Annotated in this window: 17 protein-coding genes; 12 read left to right on the top strand and 5 right to left on the bottom strand. The window is 71.1% G+C overall.

The annotated features are described in order from the left end of the window. The first annotated feature begins 16 nt into the window (after nt 1–16). The gene (locus tag BJQ94_RS13490) at nt 17–709 is read left to right on the top strand and encodes an alpha/beta fold hydrolase (RefSeq protein WP_265399170.1); all 693 of its coding nucleotides are present in this window, start codon (nt 17–19) and stop codon (nt 707–709) included. Nucleotides 710–856: 147 nt separating this feature from the next. On the opposite strand, the gene BJQ94_RS13485 is transcribed toward BJQ94_RS13490, so the two are convergent. From BJQ94_RS13485 to BJQ94_RS13475, 3 genes are all read right to left on the bottom strand, one after another. Further along, entirely contained in the window at nt 857–1,141 is a 285-nt protein-coding gene (locus BJQ94_RS13485; RefSeq protein ID WP_265399169.1) for a hypothetical protein, read from the bottom strand. A 134-nt stretch (nt 1,142–1,275) separates the two neighbouring features. Continuing rightward, complete coding sequence (locus BJQ94_RS13480) at nt 1,276–1,968, bottom strand: TetR/AcrR family transcriptional regulator (protein ID WP_265399168.1); 693 nt, start codon at nt 1,966–1,968, stop codon at nt 1,276–1,278. Next, the gene (locus BJQ94_RS13475; protein ID WP_265399167.1) at nt 1,965–3,230 is read right to left on the bottom strand and encodes an amidohydrolase family protein; all 1,266 of its coding nucleotides are present in this window, start codon (nt 3,228–3,230) and stop codon (nt 1,965–1,967) included. The genes BJQ94_RS13480 and BJQ94_RS13475 overlap by 4 nt, the downstream gene beginning before the upstream one ends. A gap of 169 nt (nt 3,231–3,399) precedes the next feature. Between BJQ94_RS13475 and BJQ94_RS13470 the strand changes: the two genes are divergently transcribed. The 10 genes from BJQ94_RS13470 (at nt 3,400) to BJQ94_RS13425 (ending at nt 15,336) form a co-directional block, all read left to right on the top strand. Next, nucleotides 3,400–5,016 carry an ABC transporter substrate-binding protein gene (locus tag BJQ94_RS13470; RefSeq protein WP_265399166.1) on the top strand — a complete coding sequence of 539 codons (1,617 nt, stop codon included), beginning with the start codon at nt 3,400–3,402 and terminating at the stop codon, nt 5,014–5,016. An 84-nt stretch (nt 5,017–5,100) separates the two neighbouring features. Then, nucleotides 5,101–6,876, top strand: coding sequence for an ABC transporter ATP-binding protein (locus BJQ94_RS13465; RefSeq protein ID WP_265399165.1), 1,776 nt, complete (start codon nt 5,101–5,103; stop codon nt 6,874–6,876). Further along, nucleotides 6,873–7,751 carry an ABC transporter permease gene (locus BJQ94_RS13460; protein ID WP_265399164.1) on the top strand — a complete coding sequence of 293 codons (879 nt, stop codon included), beginning with the start codon at nt 6,873–6,875 and terminating at the stop codon, nt 7,749–7,751. Before BJQ94_RS13465 ends, BJQ94_RS13460 begins: the two co-directional genes overlap by 4 nt. 52 nt (nt 7,752–7,803) lie before the next feature. After that, nucleotides 7,804–8,802, top strand: a complete 999-nt coding sequence (locus tag BJQ94_RS13455; protein WP_265399163.1) for an ABC transporter permease — start codon at nt 7,804–7,806, stop codon at nt 8,800–8,802. A gap of 138 nt (nt 8,803–8,940) precedes the next feature. Beyond that, nucleotides 8,941–9,597 (top strand): cysteine hydrolase, encoded by a 657-nt coding sequence (locus BJQ94_RS13450; protein WP_265399162.1) that lies wholly within the window; start codon nt 8,941–8,943, stop codon nt 9,595–9,597. Continuing rightward, entirely contained in the window at nt 9,594–10,442 is an 849-nt protein-coding gene (locus BJQ94_RS13445) for an urea amidolyase associated protein UAAP1 (RefSeq protein WP_265399161.1), read from the top strand. Before BJQ94_RS13450 ends, BJQ94_RS13445 begins: the two co-directional genes overlap by 4 nt. Further along, on the top strand, nt 10,442–11,131 hold the full coding sequence (locus BJQ94_RS13440; protein WP_265399221.1) for an urea amidolyase associated protein UAAP2: 690 nt from the start codon (nt 10,442–10,444) through the stop codon (nt 11,129–11,131). The genes BJQ94_RS13445 and BJQ94_RS13440 overlap by 1 nt, the downstream gene beginning before the upstream one ends. Then, entirely contained in the window at nt 11,128–13,113 is a 1,986-nt protein-coding gene (locus BJQ94_RS13435; RefSeq protein WP_265399160.1) for an allophanate hydrolase, read from the top strand. The genes BJQ94_RS13440 and BJQ94_RS13435 overlap by 4 nt, the downstream gene beginning before the upstream one ends. Further along, nucleotides 13,106–14,398: an MFS transporter gene (locus BJQ94_RS13430; protein ID WP_265399159.1), complete on the top strand. Its 1,293-nt coding sequence runs from the start codon at nt 13,106–13,108 to the stop codon at nt 14,396–14,398. Before BJQ94_RS13435 ends, BJQ94_RS13430 begins: the two co-directional genes overlap by 8 nt. Nucleotides 14,399–14,832: 434 nt before the next feature. Beyond that, nucleotides 14,833–15,336, top strand: coding sequence for an NUDIX domain-containing protein (locus tag BJQ94_RS13425; RefSeq protein WP_265399158.1), 504 nt, complete (start codon nt 14,833–14,835; stop codon nt 15,334–15,336). Between the two features lie 87 nt (nt 15,337–15,423). Here BJQ94_RS13425 and BJQ94_RS13420 read toward each other — a convergent pair whose 3' ends face one another. Next, nucleotides 15,424–16,296, bottom strand: a complete 873-nt coding sequence (locus BJQ94_RS13420) for a hypothetical protein (protein WP_265399157.1) — start codon at nt 16,294–16,296, stop codon at nt 15,424–15,426. Nucleotides 16,297–16,536: 240 nt separating this feature from the next. Further along, on the bottom strand, nt 16,537–17,118 hold the full coding sequence (locus BJQ94_RS13415; RefSeq protein WP_265399156.1) for an NAD(P)H-dependent oxidoreductase: 582 nt from the start codon (nt 17,116–17,118) through the stop codon (nt 16,537–16,539). Between the two features lie 135 nt (nt 17,119–17,253). Between BJQ94_RS13415 and BJQ94_RS13410 the strand changes: the two genes are divergently transcribed. Next, a complete protein-coding gene (locus BJQ94_RS13410) occupies nt 17,254–17,655 on the top strand; it encodes a helix-turn-helix domain-containing protein (RefSeq protein WP_265399155.1) in 402 nt (133 codons plus the stop codon). Nucleotides 17,656–17,659 lie beyond the last annotated feature (4 nt).

Genomic DNA, 17,659 nt, shown 5'->3' with positions numbered 1-17,659 from the left:
GTGAGGGAGATGGCGCGTGTCGGACACTGTTCTTCTGGTTCATGGCGCCTGCCATCGTGGATCGAGCTGGCGCACGTTACGGGACGAGCTCGACGCCCGCGGCATCCGTTCGGTGATCGTCGACCTGCCCAGCGCCTCGCCGGCGCTGGCCGATCTGCACACCGATGCGAGCGCCATCCGGGATGCTGTGTCGCTGCACGGCGCCACCACCGTCGTCTGCCACTCCTATGGCGGTATGCCCACCACCGAGGCGCTCGTGGGCAACACGAGTGTGGAGCGGATCGTCTACCTCACCGCGTTCATGCCGCGGCCGGGGATGTCGCTGCTCGACCTCTCTGATGACGGCAGCGACGTTGTCGAGGGCGGGGACGACCTCTGGACGCTCTCCGACGACGGGAGCACCATCGGCGCGACGAACCCCGCGACGTTGTTCTACAACCGGTGCGCGCCCGCGGTGGCCGAGGCGGCCATCCGCGACCTGGCCCCGCAGTCGTTCGTCTCGTTCACGCAGCAGGTCACTGGCGCGGCGTGGCACACCATCCCCGCGACCTACATCGTCTGCGACGACGACAATGCCATCCATCCGGACCTGCAGCGCGCGATGGCCGCCCAGGCCGACGAGGTCGTCGTGCTCGACAGCGACCACTCGCCGTTCCTGAGTGCTCCGGCCCGCACGGCCGCCCTCCTGGCCACGCTGGTCGGCCGCTGAGGCGGGCCCTCAGGCGAGCCCGCTGCTGCTGGGCGCGGCCCCCGACAGGCGGGGCGGATGCAGGTGCGCGGGTGCGGCGCCGGTGCGCGGGTGGCGCGCCACCCGCGAAGCGGCGCGTAACCCGCGCAGCTCGGTCGGGGCGGGCGGTTAGCGCGGGACCGGTTCCGGGTCGGGTGGGCTGTTGTATTCGCCCAGCGTGTAGCGGAGGCGTTGGTTGAGGTCGTTGAGCGCCTGACGCAGCTGCACACGCGGGCCCGCGCCGGCGCTTACGGGCGTGGTGGCACCATCCTGCTTGAGGCGGCCGCGCAGCATCTCGACGTCGTCGTCGTCGATGCGGGAGACCCAGACCAGCCCCTCCAGGTTCGCGAGGATGCCGATCAGGGCCGCGGCGTCCCGCCGGGAGAGGGGGTGCGGGCAGTCGGTGTCGGTCATCCGGCCAGTCTCGGCCCGGGGCGAGGCTGGCGCAACCGCGTGCCGGTCGCTGCGCGGGTGCGGCGCCGCTTCGCGGGTGGCGTGCCACCCGCGGAACGGCGCGTAACCCGCGCATCGCCGTGTGGGCGCGGGGGCTAGGCGGGGTAGGCGGCGATGGTGCGCTGGGCCGCCTCGTCGATGTTGGCGAGGGCGGACTCCGGCACCCGCACCAGGCGGAGGCAGCCTCGGGCGATGGACTCGGCGTAGGCGTGGCGGGCGGCGCCCCCGCCCCAGTCGCGCTGCACCAGGATGCTCTCGACCAGGCCGAAGACCAGGTGCAGGTCATCCGTGACGGCCTGCGGGTCGGTGCCCGTTGCGGCGGCGGCCGTGGCGAAGCGGAGGTAGTGCTCCTGCAGTGCGGCCTGCATGGTGTCGCCGCGTTCGGCCTTGGCATCGGGCAGGCGGTAGAGCACGTGCAGGTTCCAGCGGTCCTGCAGGATCACGTCGAGGTCGAACTTCGCCAGCGCGTACAGCTTGGTGGGCGCGTCGAGCGGTTGCATGTCGAGCCACTCGGCGAAGTGCACCGCCGGTTCGACGGTGCCGGTGAGCAGGGCGCTGAGGATGCTGCCCTTGTCGGCGAAGTGGTAGTACAGCGAGGCCTGGCGGATCCCCACCACCGACGCGATCTGCCGGGTGGTGGTGTCGGTGTAGCCCTGCTCGGTGAAAAGGGCGGCCGCGGCCTCGAGGATCTCGTCGCGCGTGCTCAGGCCCTCGCGCTGCTTGCCCGCGGCGCGGGGGCGGCCGGCGGTGCGCTTGGGGGCGGCCGGCTGGTCGGGGATCAAGGTCATGCGCTCTGGGGCTCCGTCGTCTCGAGGGGCAGGGTGGAGAGGTGGATGCGGCCGGACTGCACGATCAGCCGCATCGCGCCCGGATCGGCCAGCGCGCCGATCTGGGCGAGCGGGTCAAGGCGAGTTGCCACCAGGTCGGCTCTTTTGCCGACTTCAATGGTGCCGACCTCGTCCAGTATGCCGCTCATGCGGGCGGCGGCCGACGTGCCGGCGAGGATCGCCTGCATGGGGGTCAGGCCGAACTCCACCAGCAGCGCAAGCTCGCGCAGGTTGCTGCCGTGCTCCACGATGCCGGCGTCGGTGCCAAGTGCCACATTCACCCCGGCCTGGATGGCCGCGCCCACGCGGTCGCGGGCGGTCTCCAGGGTACGGTGGCGTTTGGCGATCGCCCAAGGCGCGGCGGTGGGGGAGACCGGCCGGGTGAGGGTGGCCAGGGTGGGCACCAGGTAGGTGCCCTGTTCGCCCATCAGCTCGATGGTGGCGTCGTCGATGAGGTAGCCGTGCTCGATGCTGCGCACCCCGGCGCGCACCGCCGCCATGATGCCCGCCGTGCCGATGGAGTGCGCGGCGACGCCGATGTGGCCGTGCCGGGCGGCCTCGGCCACCACCGCGCGCAGCTCGGCCTCGCTCAGGCCGCCGCCCTCCGGGTTGCTGCGCGGGCTGCCCATGCCGCCGGTGGCGGCCACCTTGATCCAGTCGGCGCCCTCGCGGATCACCTCGCGGGTGAGCCGCACGAAGTCGGCGGGGGAGTCGCCCACGGCGCCGGCGCCGGGCCCGGTGTCCAGCGGGGTGCCGCCCACGGTGCGCCAATCGCCGTGCCCACCGCTGACGCTGAGGATGCGGATGGCCAGCTGCAGCGCCGGCCCCGGGATGACGCCGTCGGCGATGGCATCGCGAAAGCCGGAGTCCGCGCCGGCCAGGTCGCGGGCACTGGTAACCCCGGCGTCGAGGGTGGCGCGCAGGGCGGGCACCGCGCGCAGGGTCTTCGCGCTCTCCGGCTCGGTGATGCTGGTGAGGGTGTCGGTGGCGGGGGAGGTGCTCACGTGCACATGGCAGTCGAAGAAGCCGGGCAACACGGTGTGGCCGGTGCCGTCGAGCACGGTGAGGGCATCCGGGTTGAGGGTCTGCGGCAGGGCGAGGGCGCCGGTGGGGGAGATCGACGCGATCAGGCCATCCGTCACCAGCACGTCGGTGCCGGGTCGCGGCGCGCCACCGAGCCCGTCGATGAGGGTCACGTTGCGCAGCAGCAGGCTCGAAGTCATGGCTCCAGTCTACCGAATACCTATCGCTGATCGAATTTACCTGCACGAAACATGACGCAATGCTCGCGAAACAGAGCCGAGATAGTTTTTGTCAGCGATAGATATTTCGGCGGCCCGCTCGATTCCCGGGTGTTGCCCCACCCACCCCTGTTCCGAGAGGTTCGACCCGATGTCCCCCACCCTGTTCAGCCGCCCCGCGCGGTCCGCGTTCTCCCGCCCCCAGAAGGCGGCGCTGCTCACCGGTCTCGCCGCCGTCACCGCGCTCACCCTCGCCGGCTGCTCCTCTGCATCCTCCACCGACAGCTTCGGCTCCGCCGGCGCCGACAGCCTCACCGTGGTGAGCCTGCAGGCCTACTCCACCCCGCCGGACCCCGACGTGAACTACGACGGCCCGGGCCTGAACATCATCGAGAACACCTACGAAGGCCTCGTCGCCTACAAAGACGGCGAAGCCACCGCGGAAATCGTTCCGGAGCTGGCTACCGACTGGACCCTCTCCGACGACTCCCTCACCTACACCTTCACCCTGCGGGAGGGCGTCACCTTCCACGACGGCACCGAGTTCAACGCCGACGCCGTGGTGGCCTCCTTCGAGCGTCGCACCGACGTCGACGGCGGACCTGCCTACATGGTCGGCGACGTCACCGCCGTCACCCCGGTCGACGACTACACGGTCGAGGTGACCCTCGCCGCCCCGAACTCGGCATTCGTGGACTACCTCGCCTCGCCGTTCGGCCTCAAGATCATCAGCCCCACTGTGCTGGCCGACGAAGCCGGCGACGACTTCGCGCAGACCTACCTCACCACCCACGACGCCGGTACCGGCCCCTATGAACTCTCCGCCGTCGACACCGGCGTCTCCTACGAGCTCACCGCCGCCGACGACTACTGGGGCGACGCCCCGGAGTTCACCACCGTGAACATCGAGATCAGCGACAACGCCTCCGCCACCCAGCTGCGCCTCGAGCGCGGCGAGATCGACGGGGTGCTGGGCAACCTGAACAAGTCCACCTACGCCTCGTTCGTCGACAACGACGAGATCGAAGCCACGGCGTTCCCGAACTACACCACCCAGATGATCTACATGAACCCGGCCTCGTCGATCTTCACCACCGCGGACGACCGTGCCGCGCTCTTCGCAGGCATCGACACCGACACCATCATCGACTCGGCCATGGGCGACCTCGAGGTGCCCACCAGCCAGCTGTTCCCGGCCGGAATGGTCGACTCCGCGCTCGACGACCAGGGCGTCACCTACGACCCGGCCGCGCTGCAGTCGATCGTGGACTCCGGCATCGCCACGGGCAAGACCATCCGCATCGGCTACCCGGCATCGAGTGCCGACGCCGCGGTTGTGGCCCAGGAACTCGGTGCGACGCTCAGCTCCGCCGGCCTGCCCTCCGAGGCGGTTTCGATGGGCAGTGGCTCGGTGTACATGATGACCGACGACCTCGCCGCCGCGCCGGACCTGGTCATCATGGGTGCCTTCCCCGACGCCGCGCACGTCGACGCATTCGCCCGCATCATCTACACGCCCAACGGCGGCCTCGACCTGTTCGCCGCCGAGGTTCCCGGCCTGAGTGACGACCTCGACGCCGCGCTGCTGACGGATGGCGACGCCGCGTACGGCGACATCGCCGCGAAGATCATCGACACCAAGTACTGGTTCTCGATCGGCTCGCTGCAGACCACCACCATCACCCGCACCGGGCTGACGGGCATCGACGACGCCCGCAACCTGCTCGAGTACAACGTTCTGCACTTCGCCGCCCTCGGCAACGAGTAGTCGGACAGCACGACCCGGCCGGCGGGTGCGCACCAGCGCCCCGCCGGCCACCTCCTCTCCCACCCGAATCTTCCAGAGGCGAGCATGACCATCCCATCCGCACAGCCCGCACCCGCACAGCCCGGCGCCGGCCCCGACGCGGCGCCCGGCGCATCCGCCCCCGTGGCCCGTGTTCGCGACCTGCGCATCACCCTGCACCGCGAGGGCACCGCCATTCAGGCCGTGCGCGGCGTGAGCTTCGACGTGATGCCCGGCGAGATCCTCGGCCTGGTCGGCGAATCCGGCTCGGGCAAGAGCGTGCTCGGCCTGAGCATGATGGGACTACTGCCGCCCTACGCCAAACCCGCCGTGACCGGCTCGATCCAGATCCAGGGCACCGACATCGTCGGCACCACCGCCGAAGCCGACCGGCTTGTGCGCAAGGAGCACATCGGCGCCGTCTTCCAAGACCCGATGACCTCGCTGGACCCCACCATGACCATCGGCCACCAGCTCGCCGAGGTCGCCCGTGACAGAGCGCACGTGCTCAGCCTGCTCGCCGACGTCGGCATCCCCGACCCCGAGACCCGGCTCGGCGCGTTCCCGCACCAGCTCAGCGGAGGACTGCGCCAGCGGGTGATGATCGCCCTCGCCCTGGCCCGCAACCCCTCGCTGATCATCGCCGACGAACCCACCACCGCCCTCGACGTAACCGTGCAGGCGCAGATCCTCGACCTGCTGCTGGCCCTCCGCGACGAGCACGGCTGCAGCGTGATCTTCGTCACCCACGACCTCGGCGTGGCCGCCCAGATCAGCGACCGCATCGCCGTGATGTACCGGGGCGAGATCGTGGAGACCGGCTCGGTAAGCACCGTGCTCGGCACCCCGCAACACGCCTACACCCAGGGCCTGCTCGCCTCCCGGATCGACCTGAACACCCCTACCGACCGGCCCATCGTGAGCGCGCACGGTGCCGGCGCGGCCGACCACCTGCCCGCGCTCTGGCCCGCCGTGGTGCCCGGCGCCCCGGCCGTGACCATCACGGATGTGCGCCGCAGCTTCACCAGCGGCCCGGCCTGGAAACGCCGACGCCTGGACGCCGTGCGGGGTGTCAGCCTCACCATCGCCCAGGGCGAGTCGGTCGCTCTCGTGGGGGAGAGCGGCTGCGGCAAGTCCACCCTGCTGCGCATGGTCGCCGGCCTGGACACCCCCAGCTCCGGCAGCGTCACCGTGGCCGGCACGACCCGCCCGCAGATGGTGTTCCAGGATGCCGGGTCCTCCCTCACGCCGTGGCTGAGCGTGGGCGAACTGCTCCGCGAACGCCTCACCGCCACCACCCCGGGCCTCACTCGCAGCCAGGTGCGCGACCGCATCGAGGAAGCCCTCGAGCGGGTCGGCCTGCCCGCCGAGGTGGCCAGGGTGCGCGGCGACAGCCTCTCCGGCGGCCAGCGCCAGCGCGTGGCCATCGCCCGCGCCGTGATCGTGCCGCCCGCCGTGCTGCTCTGCGACGAACCCACCAGCGCCCTCGACGTGTCGCTGGCCGCCACCGTGCTCAACCTGCTCGGGCGCCTCCGCCGGGAACTGAACATGTCGCTGCTCTTCGTCACCCACGACCTCGCCGCCGCCCGCGTCATCTCCGACCGCATCGCCGTGATGAACCGCGGCGAGATCGTGGAGCTCGGCGCCGCGGCCGAGGTGTGCGCCAACCCGATCAAGCCGTACACCCGGTCACTGCTGGCCGCGATTCCCGGCCAGCACCTGCGGGTCGCCCCGCAACGGCCGCGCACCGGCGGCATCCGCACCGCCGACCTCGACACCTTCGACGTCGACCTCGATCTCGACCTCGATCTCGGAACCGACCTCGGAGAGGCCCGCGCATGAGCGTTCTCGCCCCCACCCCCACCGCGCCGCTCGGCCGCGGCACCCGCAAATGGCAGCGGGTCACCGCGCTGCGGCACCGCTCCTCGGCCGTCAACCTGATCGGCGTCGGGGGCCTGGTTCTGCTCGTGCTCGTGGCGCTGCTCGCTCCGGTGCTCGCGCCGTACAGCCCGATCCTGCGCGCCGGTGACCCGTTCCAGCCGCCGCTGAGCCCCGGCTTCCTGCTCGGCACAGATGCCCTCGGCTACGACATCTTCTCCCGCCTGCTCTTCGGGCTGCGCGCCAGCATCACCGCCGCGGCCATCGTCATCGCCTCCGGGGTGCTCATCGGCGGCCTCGTCGGCGTCGTCGCCGGAGCCCTCGGCGGCTGGGCCGACGGTCTGCTCATGCGGGTCACCGACCTGTTCCTCGCCCTGCCCGGCATCCTCATCGCCATGGTCGTGGCCGCCGCCCTCGGCGCCAGCTTCACCAGCTCGCTGATCGGCGTTGCCGTGGTCTGGTGGCCGATGTACGCCCGGCTGGTGCGCGGCGAGGTGCGCTCCTGGGCGGCCCGGCCGCACCTGGAGGCCGCCACCCTGGCCGGGGTGGGTTGGACCCGCCGGGTGACCCGGCACCTGCTGCCCGGCGTCACCTCCACCGTGGTGATCGCCGCGAGCCTCGACGTGGGCGGCCTCGTCGTGGCTATGTCGGGCCTGTCCTTCATCGGGCTGTCCTCCCCGGCCCCGGCCCCGGAGCTCGGCGCCATGGCCGCGCAGGGCATGCAGTACCTGCTGCAGTACTGGTGGGTGCCCGTGGTGCCCGGCCTGGCCGTGATGCTGCTGGCCTTGTGTGCCAACCTGGCCGGCGACGGCATCCGCGACTTGCTGGCCCGCCGATGAGCGCCGCATCCGCCCCCACACCTCACTCACCCACTTCAGAACGGATGCCGACATGCTGATGTTCATCCTCAAGCGCATCCTCGCCATGGCCGGCGTGCTGCTCGCGCTCACCGTGGCCCTGTTCACCCTGCAGGAGCTCAGCGGCGTGGACCCGGCCAAGGCCTACGTGGGCGCCAACGCCTCGGCCGCCGCGGTCGACAGCGCCCGCGAACGGCTCGGCCTCGACCAGAGCGCCATCGTGCGGTATTTCGACTACCTCGGCGGGCTGCTGCACGGCGACCTGCAGAACTCGCTGCGCACCCGCACCCCCGTCGCCGACGGCCTGGCCAGCGCGTTCCCGGCCACCCTTGAGCTGGCCCTGTGGACCCTCGGCTTCGCCCTGATCCTCGGCGCCTTCTTCGCGATGCTCACCGTGGTGCGCTGGAAGGGGGCCGCCGTGGTGCGGTTCGTGCTGCTCTCCGGCGCCGCCGCGCCCACCTTCCTGCTCGCGATGGTGGGGGTGCTGGTGTTCTACGGCTCGCTCGGCCTCATCCCCTCCGGCGGCCGCTCGAGCTTCAGCTCCGGGTCGTCGAGCCCCACCGGGCTGCTGGTGCTCGATGCGCTGCTCGCCGGCCGGGCGGATGTGGCCGGTGACGCCATCTGGCACCTGCTGCTGCCCGCCGCCTGCGCCGCGATCAGCCCCGCCGTGGCCATCGGCCGGGTGCTCGTCGATGGCCTCCGGGTGAACCTCGGCTCCGACCACGCCCGCACCGCCCGCTCGGCCGGCATGAAGGAGTCCGCCGTGCTCGTGCGGCACGCCCTGCGCAACTCGCTCGGCGCCACCCTCTCCATGATCGGCATCCAGGCCGGGCTGCTGCTCGGCGGACTCGTCGTGGTCGAGAAGATCACCGCCTGGCCGGGCCTGGGCAGCTACCTGGAGAAGTCGGTCAACGCCAGCGACTTCCCCGGCATCGCCGGCGTGGCCCTGCTGCTCGGCATCACCTACGTGCTGCTGAACACCATCGTCGACGTGCTGCAGGTCGTGGCCGACCGGCGCCTCTCGCTCACCTGACCCGCGGATGCCGCCGGCCACCGCCGGCGGCGCATCCGCTCACCCGCTTTCACACCTTCACCTCCCGCCCGGCGCTGCCGCGGCCTGTACGAACTGCCCCGGCGGGCCCTCGCGCCCGCCACCACGAAAGGAACCACCATGACTGCCGCCGAGACGCTCAACATCGTCGGAAACACCGTGCTCATCGTCGTCGACATCCAGGGCGGCGAGATTCCCCGCGAGGATTCCCGCACCGAGATCCCCTACATGGGCGGCCGCACCGAGCGCGCTCCGCGGGTGCGCGAGGTGATCCGGCACTGCCGCGAGAAGGGCATCCCGGTGGTGTTCATCCAGGAGGTGCACAAGCCGTCGCTGGTGGACATCGGCCGCGAACTCGACGGCGCAGAGGGCCCGCACTGCCTCGAAGGCTGGGAAGAAACCGAACTGGCCCCCGGCATCGACCCGCGCCCCGACGAGTTCCTGATCAAGAAGCGCCGCTACTCCGCGTTCTTCGGCACCGAGCTGGAGATCGTGCTCAAGGCCTACAAGGCCGAGACCCTGCTGCTCGTCGGCGGCCTCACCGACGTCTGCGTGCACTACACGGCAGTGGATGCGCACCAGCACGACTACAGGTTCCGGGTGCTCACCGACTGCGTCGGCGGCTCCACCTTCGAGGCGCACTCCGCCGCACTGAACGCCATGCACTACCTGCAGCGCGACGCCCTCGTGACGGCCGCGCAGACCAACGAGTGGCTGGACACCCTGCCCACCCCCGAGCCCGTGAACCCGGTGCACGAACTGGTGCGGAACGCGTGAGCGAGGCCAGCCTGGCCGGGTCGACCGCGTCGCCTTCCGGCGCCCGGGCGCACGCTCGCGCGCAGGGCGGCACCCGGGTCACGACCATGCCCACGGTTCCGGCCGCAACGGCAGACGGTTGGCCGGCCGGGCTCGCCGAGGCCGACAGGTTCGCCGCCGAGACCGTGGCGGGCGGCAACTACACCACCCTGGCCGTGCAGCGCGGCACCGTCGTGGAGTTCACCGACCTCGACGGCGACGCCTGCGCGCACCTGGCGATCTTCAACCAGGCGCAGCTGGACGAGCGCCTGAACGTGGCCGATACCGTCAAGATCCAGTGGCAGGCGTACCTTGGCGAGGGCGCCATGCTGCTCTCCGATCGCGGCCGGGTGCTCGCCACCATCGTCGCCGACGACTCCGGCGCGCACGACACCTTCGCCGGCACCTCCACCCGGGCGGTGAACGAGGCCCGCTACGGTGACGGCTCCGCCCACGGCTCCAGCCCCGCCGGCCGCGAACTGTTGATCCTCGGCGCCGCCAAGCACGGCCTGGCGCCGCGCGACCTGCCGCCCACCGTCGCCCTGTTCCAGGGCGTGCGCGTGGCCGACGACGGCGCGCTGGTCTTCACCGGCTCCACCGGACCCGGCGCCGTGGTGCGACTGCGGTTCGAGCTGCCCGCCGTGCTGCTCGTGGCGAATGTGCCCTCCCCGGTCGACCCTCGGCCGGAGTACACCAGCACGCCGGTGCGCATCCGGGCCTGGCGCGGTGACGCGGCCACGCTCGAGTCGCCCGAAGCCACCGCCACCCCGGAGGCCGCCCGCGCCTTCGGCAACACCATCGACTACGCGCGAATGAGAGGGCTGTGATGGGCATCGATGCCGGCAGCGACCTGACCCCAGTACCACCGCTCGGCGCCGCGAGCCTGCCCGCGCGCCTGGCCGGTCGCGTAATCGTGCTCGACGAGGTCGTGGCCCGCCGCGGCCCGTGGTCTGCGATTGTCGCCGCCGGTGACGAGCTCACCATCGTCGATCTTGAGGGCAACCAGGCCGTCGACTTCCTGCTCTACGACGCCGCCGACACCGCCGTGCGCTACAGCGCGCCCGACACCATCAGCGCCCAGGGCAACGTATACCTCAGCCAGGGTTCGGTACTGCGCGCGAACACCGGCGACGCCCTGATGACCCTTGTGCACGACGAGGTCGGCCGGCACGACACCATCGGCGGCGCCTGCAGCAAGGAGTCCAACTCCCTGCGCTACGGCCACCACACCGTGCACCAGCATGCCTGCGTCGAGAACTTCCTCGCCGAGGGCGCCCTGTGGGGCCTGGGCAAACGCGACCTGGTCAGCAACATCAACTTCTACATGAACGTGCCGGTCGAAGCGGATGGCGCGCTCGGCATCGTCGACGGCCTCTCGGCGCCCGGGCTCTCGCTCAGCCTGCGCGCCGAGCGCGACGTGCTCGTGCTGGTGTCGAACTGCCCGCAGATCAACAACCCCTGCAACGGGTTCAACCCCACACCGGTGCGGATGCTCGTGACCCGGGCCGCGCGATGACCGTGGCAGGGGCCGCTGCGCGGGTGGCCGAGGTCTATGCGGCGATCGCCGCCGCCGACCGGCCCGAGGTGTGGATCACGCTGCGCGCCGAGGCCGACGTCGCCGCGGAGCTGGCCGAGGTACTCGCCGGCGCCGCCACCTCGTCGGAGCCGCTGCCCCTGGCGGGGCTGGTGTTCGCGGTGAAGGACAACATCGACGTGGCCGGGCTGCCCACCACGGCGGCCTGCCCGGGCTTCGCGCATCCGGCCGACACCGACGCCACGGCCGTGGCGCGACTGCGCGCCGTGGGCGCCGTGGTGCTCGGCAAGACCAACCTCGACCAGTTCGCCACCGGCCTGGTGGGCACCCGCAGCCCCTACGGCGCGGTGCGGAGCGCCCAGCACCCCGACCGGATCTCCGGCGGCTCGTCGTCAGGGTCGGCCGTGGCCGTGGCCCTTGGACTGGTGGACTTCGCGCTCGGCACCGACACCGCCGGCTCCGGCCGGGTGCCCGCCGCACTGCAGGGCATCGTCGGCGTGAAGGGCACCGTGGGCCTGGTGCCCACCACGGGTGTGCTGCCGGCCTGCCGCACCCTCGACTGCGTCACGGTCTTCGCCGCCGGACTCGATCTGGCCGAGTCCGTGCTGCGGGTGATCGCCGGGCCGGACGGACGCGACGCGCTCGCCGTCGCAGTGCCGGCATCCGCCCCGCTCGCCGCGCCCGCTTCGCCGGTGCTGGCCGTGCCGCGGCCGGCCGACCTCGCGGCGCTCGCCCCGCTCTGGCGCGCCGCATTCGACACCCACCTGGGCCGGCTCCGCGACGCGGGCGTGACCCTGGTAGAGATCGATATCAGCCCGTTCCTGGCCGCCGCTGCACTGCTCTACAACGGCGCCTTCGTGGCCGAACGATATGCAGCCGTGGGCGAGATCATCGCCGCGGGCCCCGAGGGCCTCGACCCCGTGGTGGCCGGCATCGTCACGGCCGCGGGGGAGCTGCCCGCCCACCGGTACGCGGCGGATGTGGTGCGCCTGGCCGAGCTGAAGCTCGCCGGCGAGCTGGCCTTCGCCGGCGCCGACGCCATGCTGCTGCCCACCACCACGCACCACCCCACCCTGGCCGAGGTGGCCGCGGAGCCCGTGACCGTGAACTCGCGGCTGGGCACCTTCACCAACTTCGCCAACCTGTTCGGCTACCCCGCCTACGCGGTGCCGATCGACGCCGGCGTGCCCGGTGAGAACGTGGGCGTGCAGGTGCTCGCCCGCCCATTCGCCGACGCGGTGGCCCGCGACGTCGCCGCGCTGCTGCTGCGCGTGGACCTGCTCTCCCGAGAGCGGGCAAATGTCCCCTTGAACGCTGTTGATGGGGAACTTTCGCCGATCTCGCGGGGGGAGCTGTCGCGAGAGCGGTCGAACGGTCACCTCAGCGCATCCGAAGCAGCCATTACGCCGCTTTCGCGAGATGTGCTTTCGCGGGACAGGGTGACCCGCGAGCACGTTGGCGAGCAGAGCGTGCCCGGGCACCGGGTTTCAACGGACCACGACCGGGGCGTGCACCTGCTCGTGGTGGGCGCGCACCTCTCCGGGCTGCCCCTGCACGACCGGATGCGCCGCCACGGCGCCCTGTTCGCCGGCGACGTGCGCACCGCGACCGGCTACACCCTCGTGGCGCTCGGCGACGCGCTGAACCGGCCCGGCATGGTGCGCACCCCCGGCACCGACACCAGCGTGCTGGGGGAACTGTGGCGGGTGCCGGAGACCGCGCTGTCGGCCCTGCTGCTCGAGGTCGCCCCGCCGCTCGGCCTCGGCCGGGTCACGCTCTTCGATGGCCGCGAGGTGATCGGTTACCTCTGCGAGGCCACCGCAGCCACCGGCAAGACCGTCGTCGCTGACGGCGACTGGCGCGCCCACGTGTCGGGGGCCGCCGCGACGGCCGGTGCCGCCCCGACGACCGGTGCCGCCGCGACGGCCGGTGCCGCCCCGACGACCGGATCGATCCGTGCCTGACGCGGTACTGCCGGCGCACCCGAGCACCCAGCCGTTGCCCGTGTCGGGCCTTGAGCCGGCATCGTCCGCGAGCACCCCGGACACGCGAGTGAACGCCGAGGCCGGCGGGCCGGCATCCGCGGCGCGCAGCCGCCCCCGGCTCTGGCCGCTGGCGCTGGGCACCTTCGCGATCGGGTTCGGCTCGAACATCGTCACCGGGCTGCTGCCGACCATGTCGGCCGACTTGGGTGTGACCGTGCCGGAGATCGGCCGGCTCGTGAGTGTGTACGGGTTCACCTATGCGGTGACGACGCCGCTCGTGGCACTGGCGGGCAACCGGCTGCCGCGTCGACTGCTGATGCTCACTGCGCTGGCGCTGTTCGCGCTGGCCTGCGTGGGCACAGCGTTCGCCGAGGACTACGACACCGTGGCGCTTCTGCGCGGTCTGGCCGCTTTCGCCGCGGGCGGGTTCACGCCCACCGCCACGGTGCTGGCCTCTCGGCTGGCGGCGCCGGGGGAGCGCGGCCGGGCGCTGGCGACGGTGTTCGGCGGGCTCACCACGGCCACGGTGGTGGCGGCGCCGGTGGGCAACCTGCTCGGCCCGGTGCTCGGCTACCGCGGCGTCTACGCGCTCACCGCGGGACTCGCGGTGGTGGCGTTCGTGGCCGTGCTCACGCTCGTGCCGCGGCCGTCCCGGCAGCTGCTCGAGGCGGCGATCGTGGCCCGGCCCGGCCGCGGTTGGCCGTCGCCGATCGTGCTCGTGGTGTTGCTCGTGTCGATGCTCGAGACCGCCGCGGCGCTCATGGTGCAGACCTACGCGTCGCCGCTGCTCACTGCGATGTCGGGGGTGGACGGCATCGGCCTGAGCCTGCTGCTGCTCTGTTACGGCGCGGCCGGGGTGCTCGGCAACATCGTGGGCGGGCGAATGGCGGACCGCTGGGGCGCCGCCCGCACGCTTTGGCTCAGCTTTGCCGTGTGCGGCATCGCCCTGGTGCTGCTGCCGGTGGCGAGCCGTTCGGTGTGGGGCGCCGGGCTGGTCTTCGCCGCCTGGGGCTTCGCGGCGTGGGCGGCGAACTCGCCGCTGCAGGGGATCCTGCTGGGCCTGGCCGGCCGGCACGGGCAGCTCGTGGTGGCGCTGAACTCCTCGGTGATCGCGCTCGGAACCGGCCTGGGCGCCCTGGCCGGCGGTGTCATCATCGCGGGCGGCGGCATCCTCGTGGTCGCGTACTGGGGAGCGGCCGTGATGGCCGTGGTGGTCGTGCTGGTGCTGCTTGTCTCGGCGCGGGGGCGTGTGGCCGCGTTCTGAGCTGGGCGCCGGCATCCGTCGCGGGCGGGTGCGTGGCCGCGCTGGCGCGGGCCGGGGGCGGATGCGCGGGATTTGCGTTGCGCGGGTGCGGCGCCGTTTCGCGGGTGGCGCGCCACCCGCGCAGCGGCGCGTGACCCGCGTACCTCGGTTGGGGCCGCCCCGCGCGTGAGTGCAGGGGCGCGCGGCCGCGCTGGCGCGGGCCGGGGGCGGATGCGCGGGATTTGCGTTGCGCGGGTGCGGCGCCGTTTCGCGGGTGGCGCGCCACCCGCGCAGCGGCGTGTTGCCCGCGTAGCCCAGTTGGGCGGCCCGGATGCTTGTGACGAGCCGAAGCGCTGGACCTGCCGACCAGCGGATGGCGCTGCGCGATCAGTTACGGGCACCGGCGTTGCACCGGCCCGCGAGAACGGCCAAGATCGGTCTCGAAAGGGGAGCCGATGCCAGTACGCAGCGCGGGCATCCTGCTGTATCGGCGCACGGCGGGGGTGCCGGAGGTGTGGATCGCGCACATGGGCGGCCCGTTCTGGGCACACAAGGATGCGGCGGCCTGGTCGATCCCGAAGGGGGAGTACGAGCCGGGCGAGGACCCGTTCGCCGCGGCCCGGCGCGAGTTCGAGGAAGAGATCGGGGTGCCGGCCCCCGACGTGGAGTACCTCCGGCTGGGGGAGTTCCGGCAGCCGTCCGGCAAGCTCGTGACGGTGTTCGCGGCGGAGGCCGACTTCACCGTGGAGCGGGTGGTGAGCAACACGTTCCAGCTGGAATGGCCGAAGGGGTCTGGCCGGCTGCAGGAGTTCGCCGAGGTCGATGATGCCCGCTGGGTGGGCCTGCCGGAGGCCCGGGTGAAGCTGGTGCGCGGTCAACTGCCGGTGCTGGATGCCCTGGCGCAGGAGCTGCGCGGCCAGGGACAGCTCGGCCCGGCGGGCGACGAGACCGACGGGTGACGCTCCTACATCCGTCAGCGGCCCCGCGAATCGCTCGGCGGTGGTCTGCTCGTCGCCAGTCAGAAGCGGATCGAGAAGGGCCACGACTCAATCTTCAGCAGGGGTGTACCCGGCCTTCCGGGCCCAACTAGGAGGGAGGTCCCACCGCCAGATCGTTGCGGTCGTAGCGATGCTTTCTTCTGCCTCGCCGTTAGGGAAGAATTCGAGACTGCCCACTTCGTTGAACGCGTAGGGCAACCCTGTCCGTTGAATCAGTGGGAATGGCAGCGCTGCGATCTCGGTGTAGAAATTCGGAGGAGTGTCACGGCGGTATTCCTGGAGCCTCCCGGGCCCATCTGATGCGAAACCAGTGTAGGACGACTCGCCTTGCGGCTCGAAGAAACGGACCGAGCCGCAGTCTGCGCTCACCCCGAGAAGGTACGACTGTTCGCGCGTAGCGAAGCTGGAGGGGCCGCCCAACTCCACTAGCTGATCGATGGATCCACCAGTCCCGCCTGTGATGTAGACCAGCGATCGATCACTCTCAACCGCGGCATCCGAGGCGCCTGTAGAGGCTAGATTGCCGGCTGGAAGTTGGATGGTCCGCGAATCGGGCGCAGTGAACGTGGGCTCGAAGTCGGGACTACAAGACAGCACGGAGTAGATGACAATCTGATCGGCATCGTTAATAGTCGCGCCAACCGCGAATTCATCACGGATGAATACAAGCTGTCTCCAGCCGAGATCGCCCGACAACGGTGTCGTGGTTGTCGGAGTGCCGAGGGATTCGACGAGGAAGTCCTCCGCATATCCCACGTGAATTGCTGCCAATTTTGCGTACAGGGGTTGCCGAGGGAAGACATTTTCGATCGCATCGGGTAGCCAGGCACCTATGGCAATAATCGATGCGATAGTGGCCGCCGCAAAACCAATGACTTGCGCGCCAACGAGCCATCCCGAGCGTTTCGTCTTGTCAGGCAAACTTGCCCTCCTCTGATCGTGGCTCAACGATGCGATTGGATCGCGTCCCCGCCCGACAAGCATGGCACGAACAGCCAAACGCACAGGATTGGGAGCGGAACTGAGGCTGGTGATGGCGCTCCCAAGCGATGCGCGGGCGAGGCGCCGCTACGCGGGTGGCGCGCCACCCGCGTAACGGCGCCGTGCCCGCGCAACGCGGCGCCTGACCCGCGTGGTGCGGCGGCCGGCGTGGATGCGGCGCTAGGCGGCAGCCTGCTCCGAGCCTGACGCGCGCAGCGGCTCGAGCGCCTTCGACCAGGACACCAACTGGTCGAGCATGGTGTCGACCTGGGGAAGCAGGTAGTCGTTCGGCGTGAACTCCGAGTAATTCTTGAACTCGGTCATCAGGGAGATCGCGACCTGGCCGCGCACGGTGGCGAGCTGCAGCTCGGAGGCGATCAGCCGCAGATGCTCGACGGCGCGCGCGCCGCCGACACCGCCGTAGCTCACGAACGCGGCCGCCTTGTTGTTCCATTCCGTGTACAGGTAGTCGATGGCGTTCTTGAGCACCCCGGAGGTGGAGTGGTTGTATTCGGGCGTGACGAACACGTAGCCGTCGAACTCGGCGATCTTGGCCGACCACGACTTGTTGTGGTCGTTCGTGTACACGCCCATCGACGGCGGCATCGGCTCGTCGTAGTGCGGGAGCGGGAACTCGGCGAGGTCCACGAGCTCGAATTCGGCGTCGCTGCGGCGTGCGGCGATATCGCGCACCCAGGTGGCGACGGCCTCTCCGTTGCGTCCGGGGCGGGTGCTGCCGAGAATGATGGCGATCTTGGTCACAGGTTCTTCTCCTTGGGAACTAAACGTGCATATTGGGCGTTGTCAGTACCGGGAAGCGGTTTCACCGCGGTTTTAGTCCTGCTCCGAGTCCCGCACTTTGACGTGCGTGACGCACACGAAGGGAAGAAACCCGCCATGACGGTTGTGCCCGCAGAAACTGGTGTCACGTTCGACACCGAGCTGGAGACGCAGTGTGCGGTTCCGGCCATCCGCTCTCTCGTGCGGGACGTCTTCACGATGACCGGCGATCGCTGGTCGATGCCGGTGATCCGCGCGCTGAACGATGGCCCGGTGCGGTTCGGCCATCTCATGGTCGCCGTCGAGGGCATCTCGCACCGGATGCTCACCCGCACCCTGCGCGCCCTCGAACGGGACGGCCTGGTCACCCGCATCAGTTACCCGGAGTCCCCGCCCCGGGTGGAATACGAGCTCACGGGGCTCGGTGACACTCTTCGCGAGCCGGTGCGGGCGTTCATCCAGTGGACCCAGGACCATCGGGCCGAGATCGAACGGAGCCGGGTCCGGTTCGACGGATAGGCCG

Source organism: Cryobacterium sp. SO2 (assembly GCF_026151165.2).
Taxonomy (GTDB): Bacteria; Actinomycetota; Actinomycetes; order Actinomycetales; family Microbacteriaceae; genus Cryobacterium.
The sequence above is the reverse complement of the archived record's forward strand: the minus strand, read 5'-3'. Positions and strand labels throughout refer to the sequence as shown.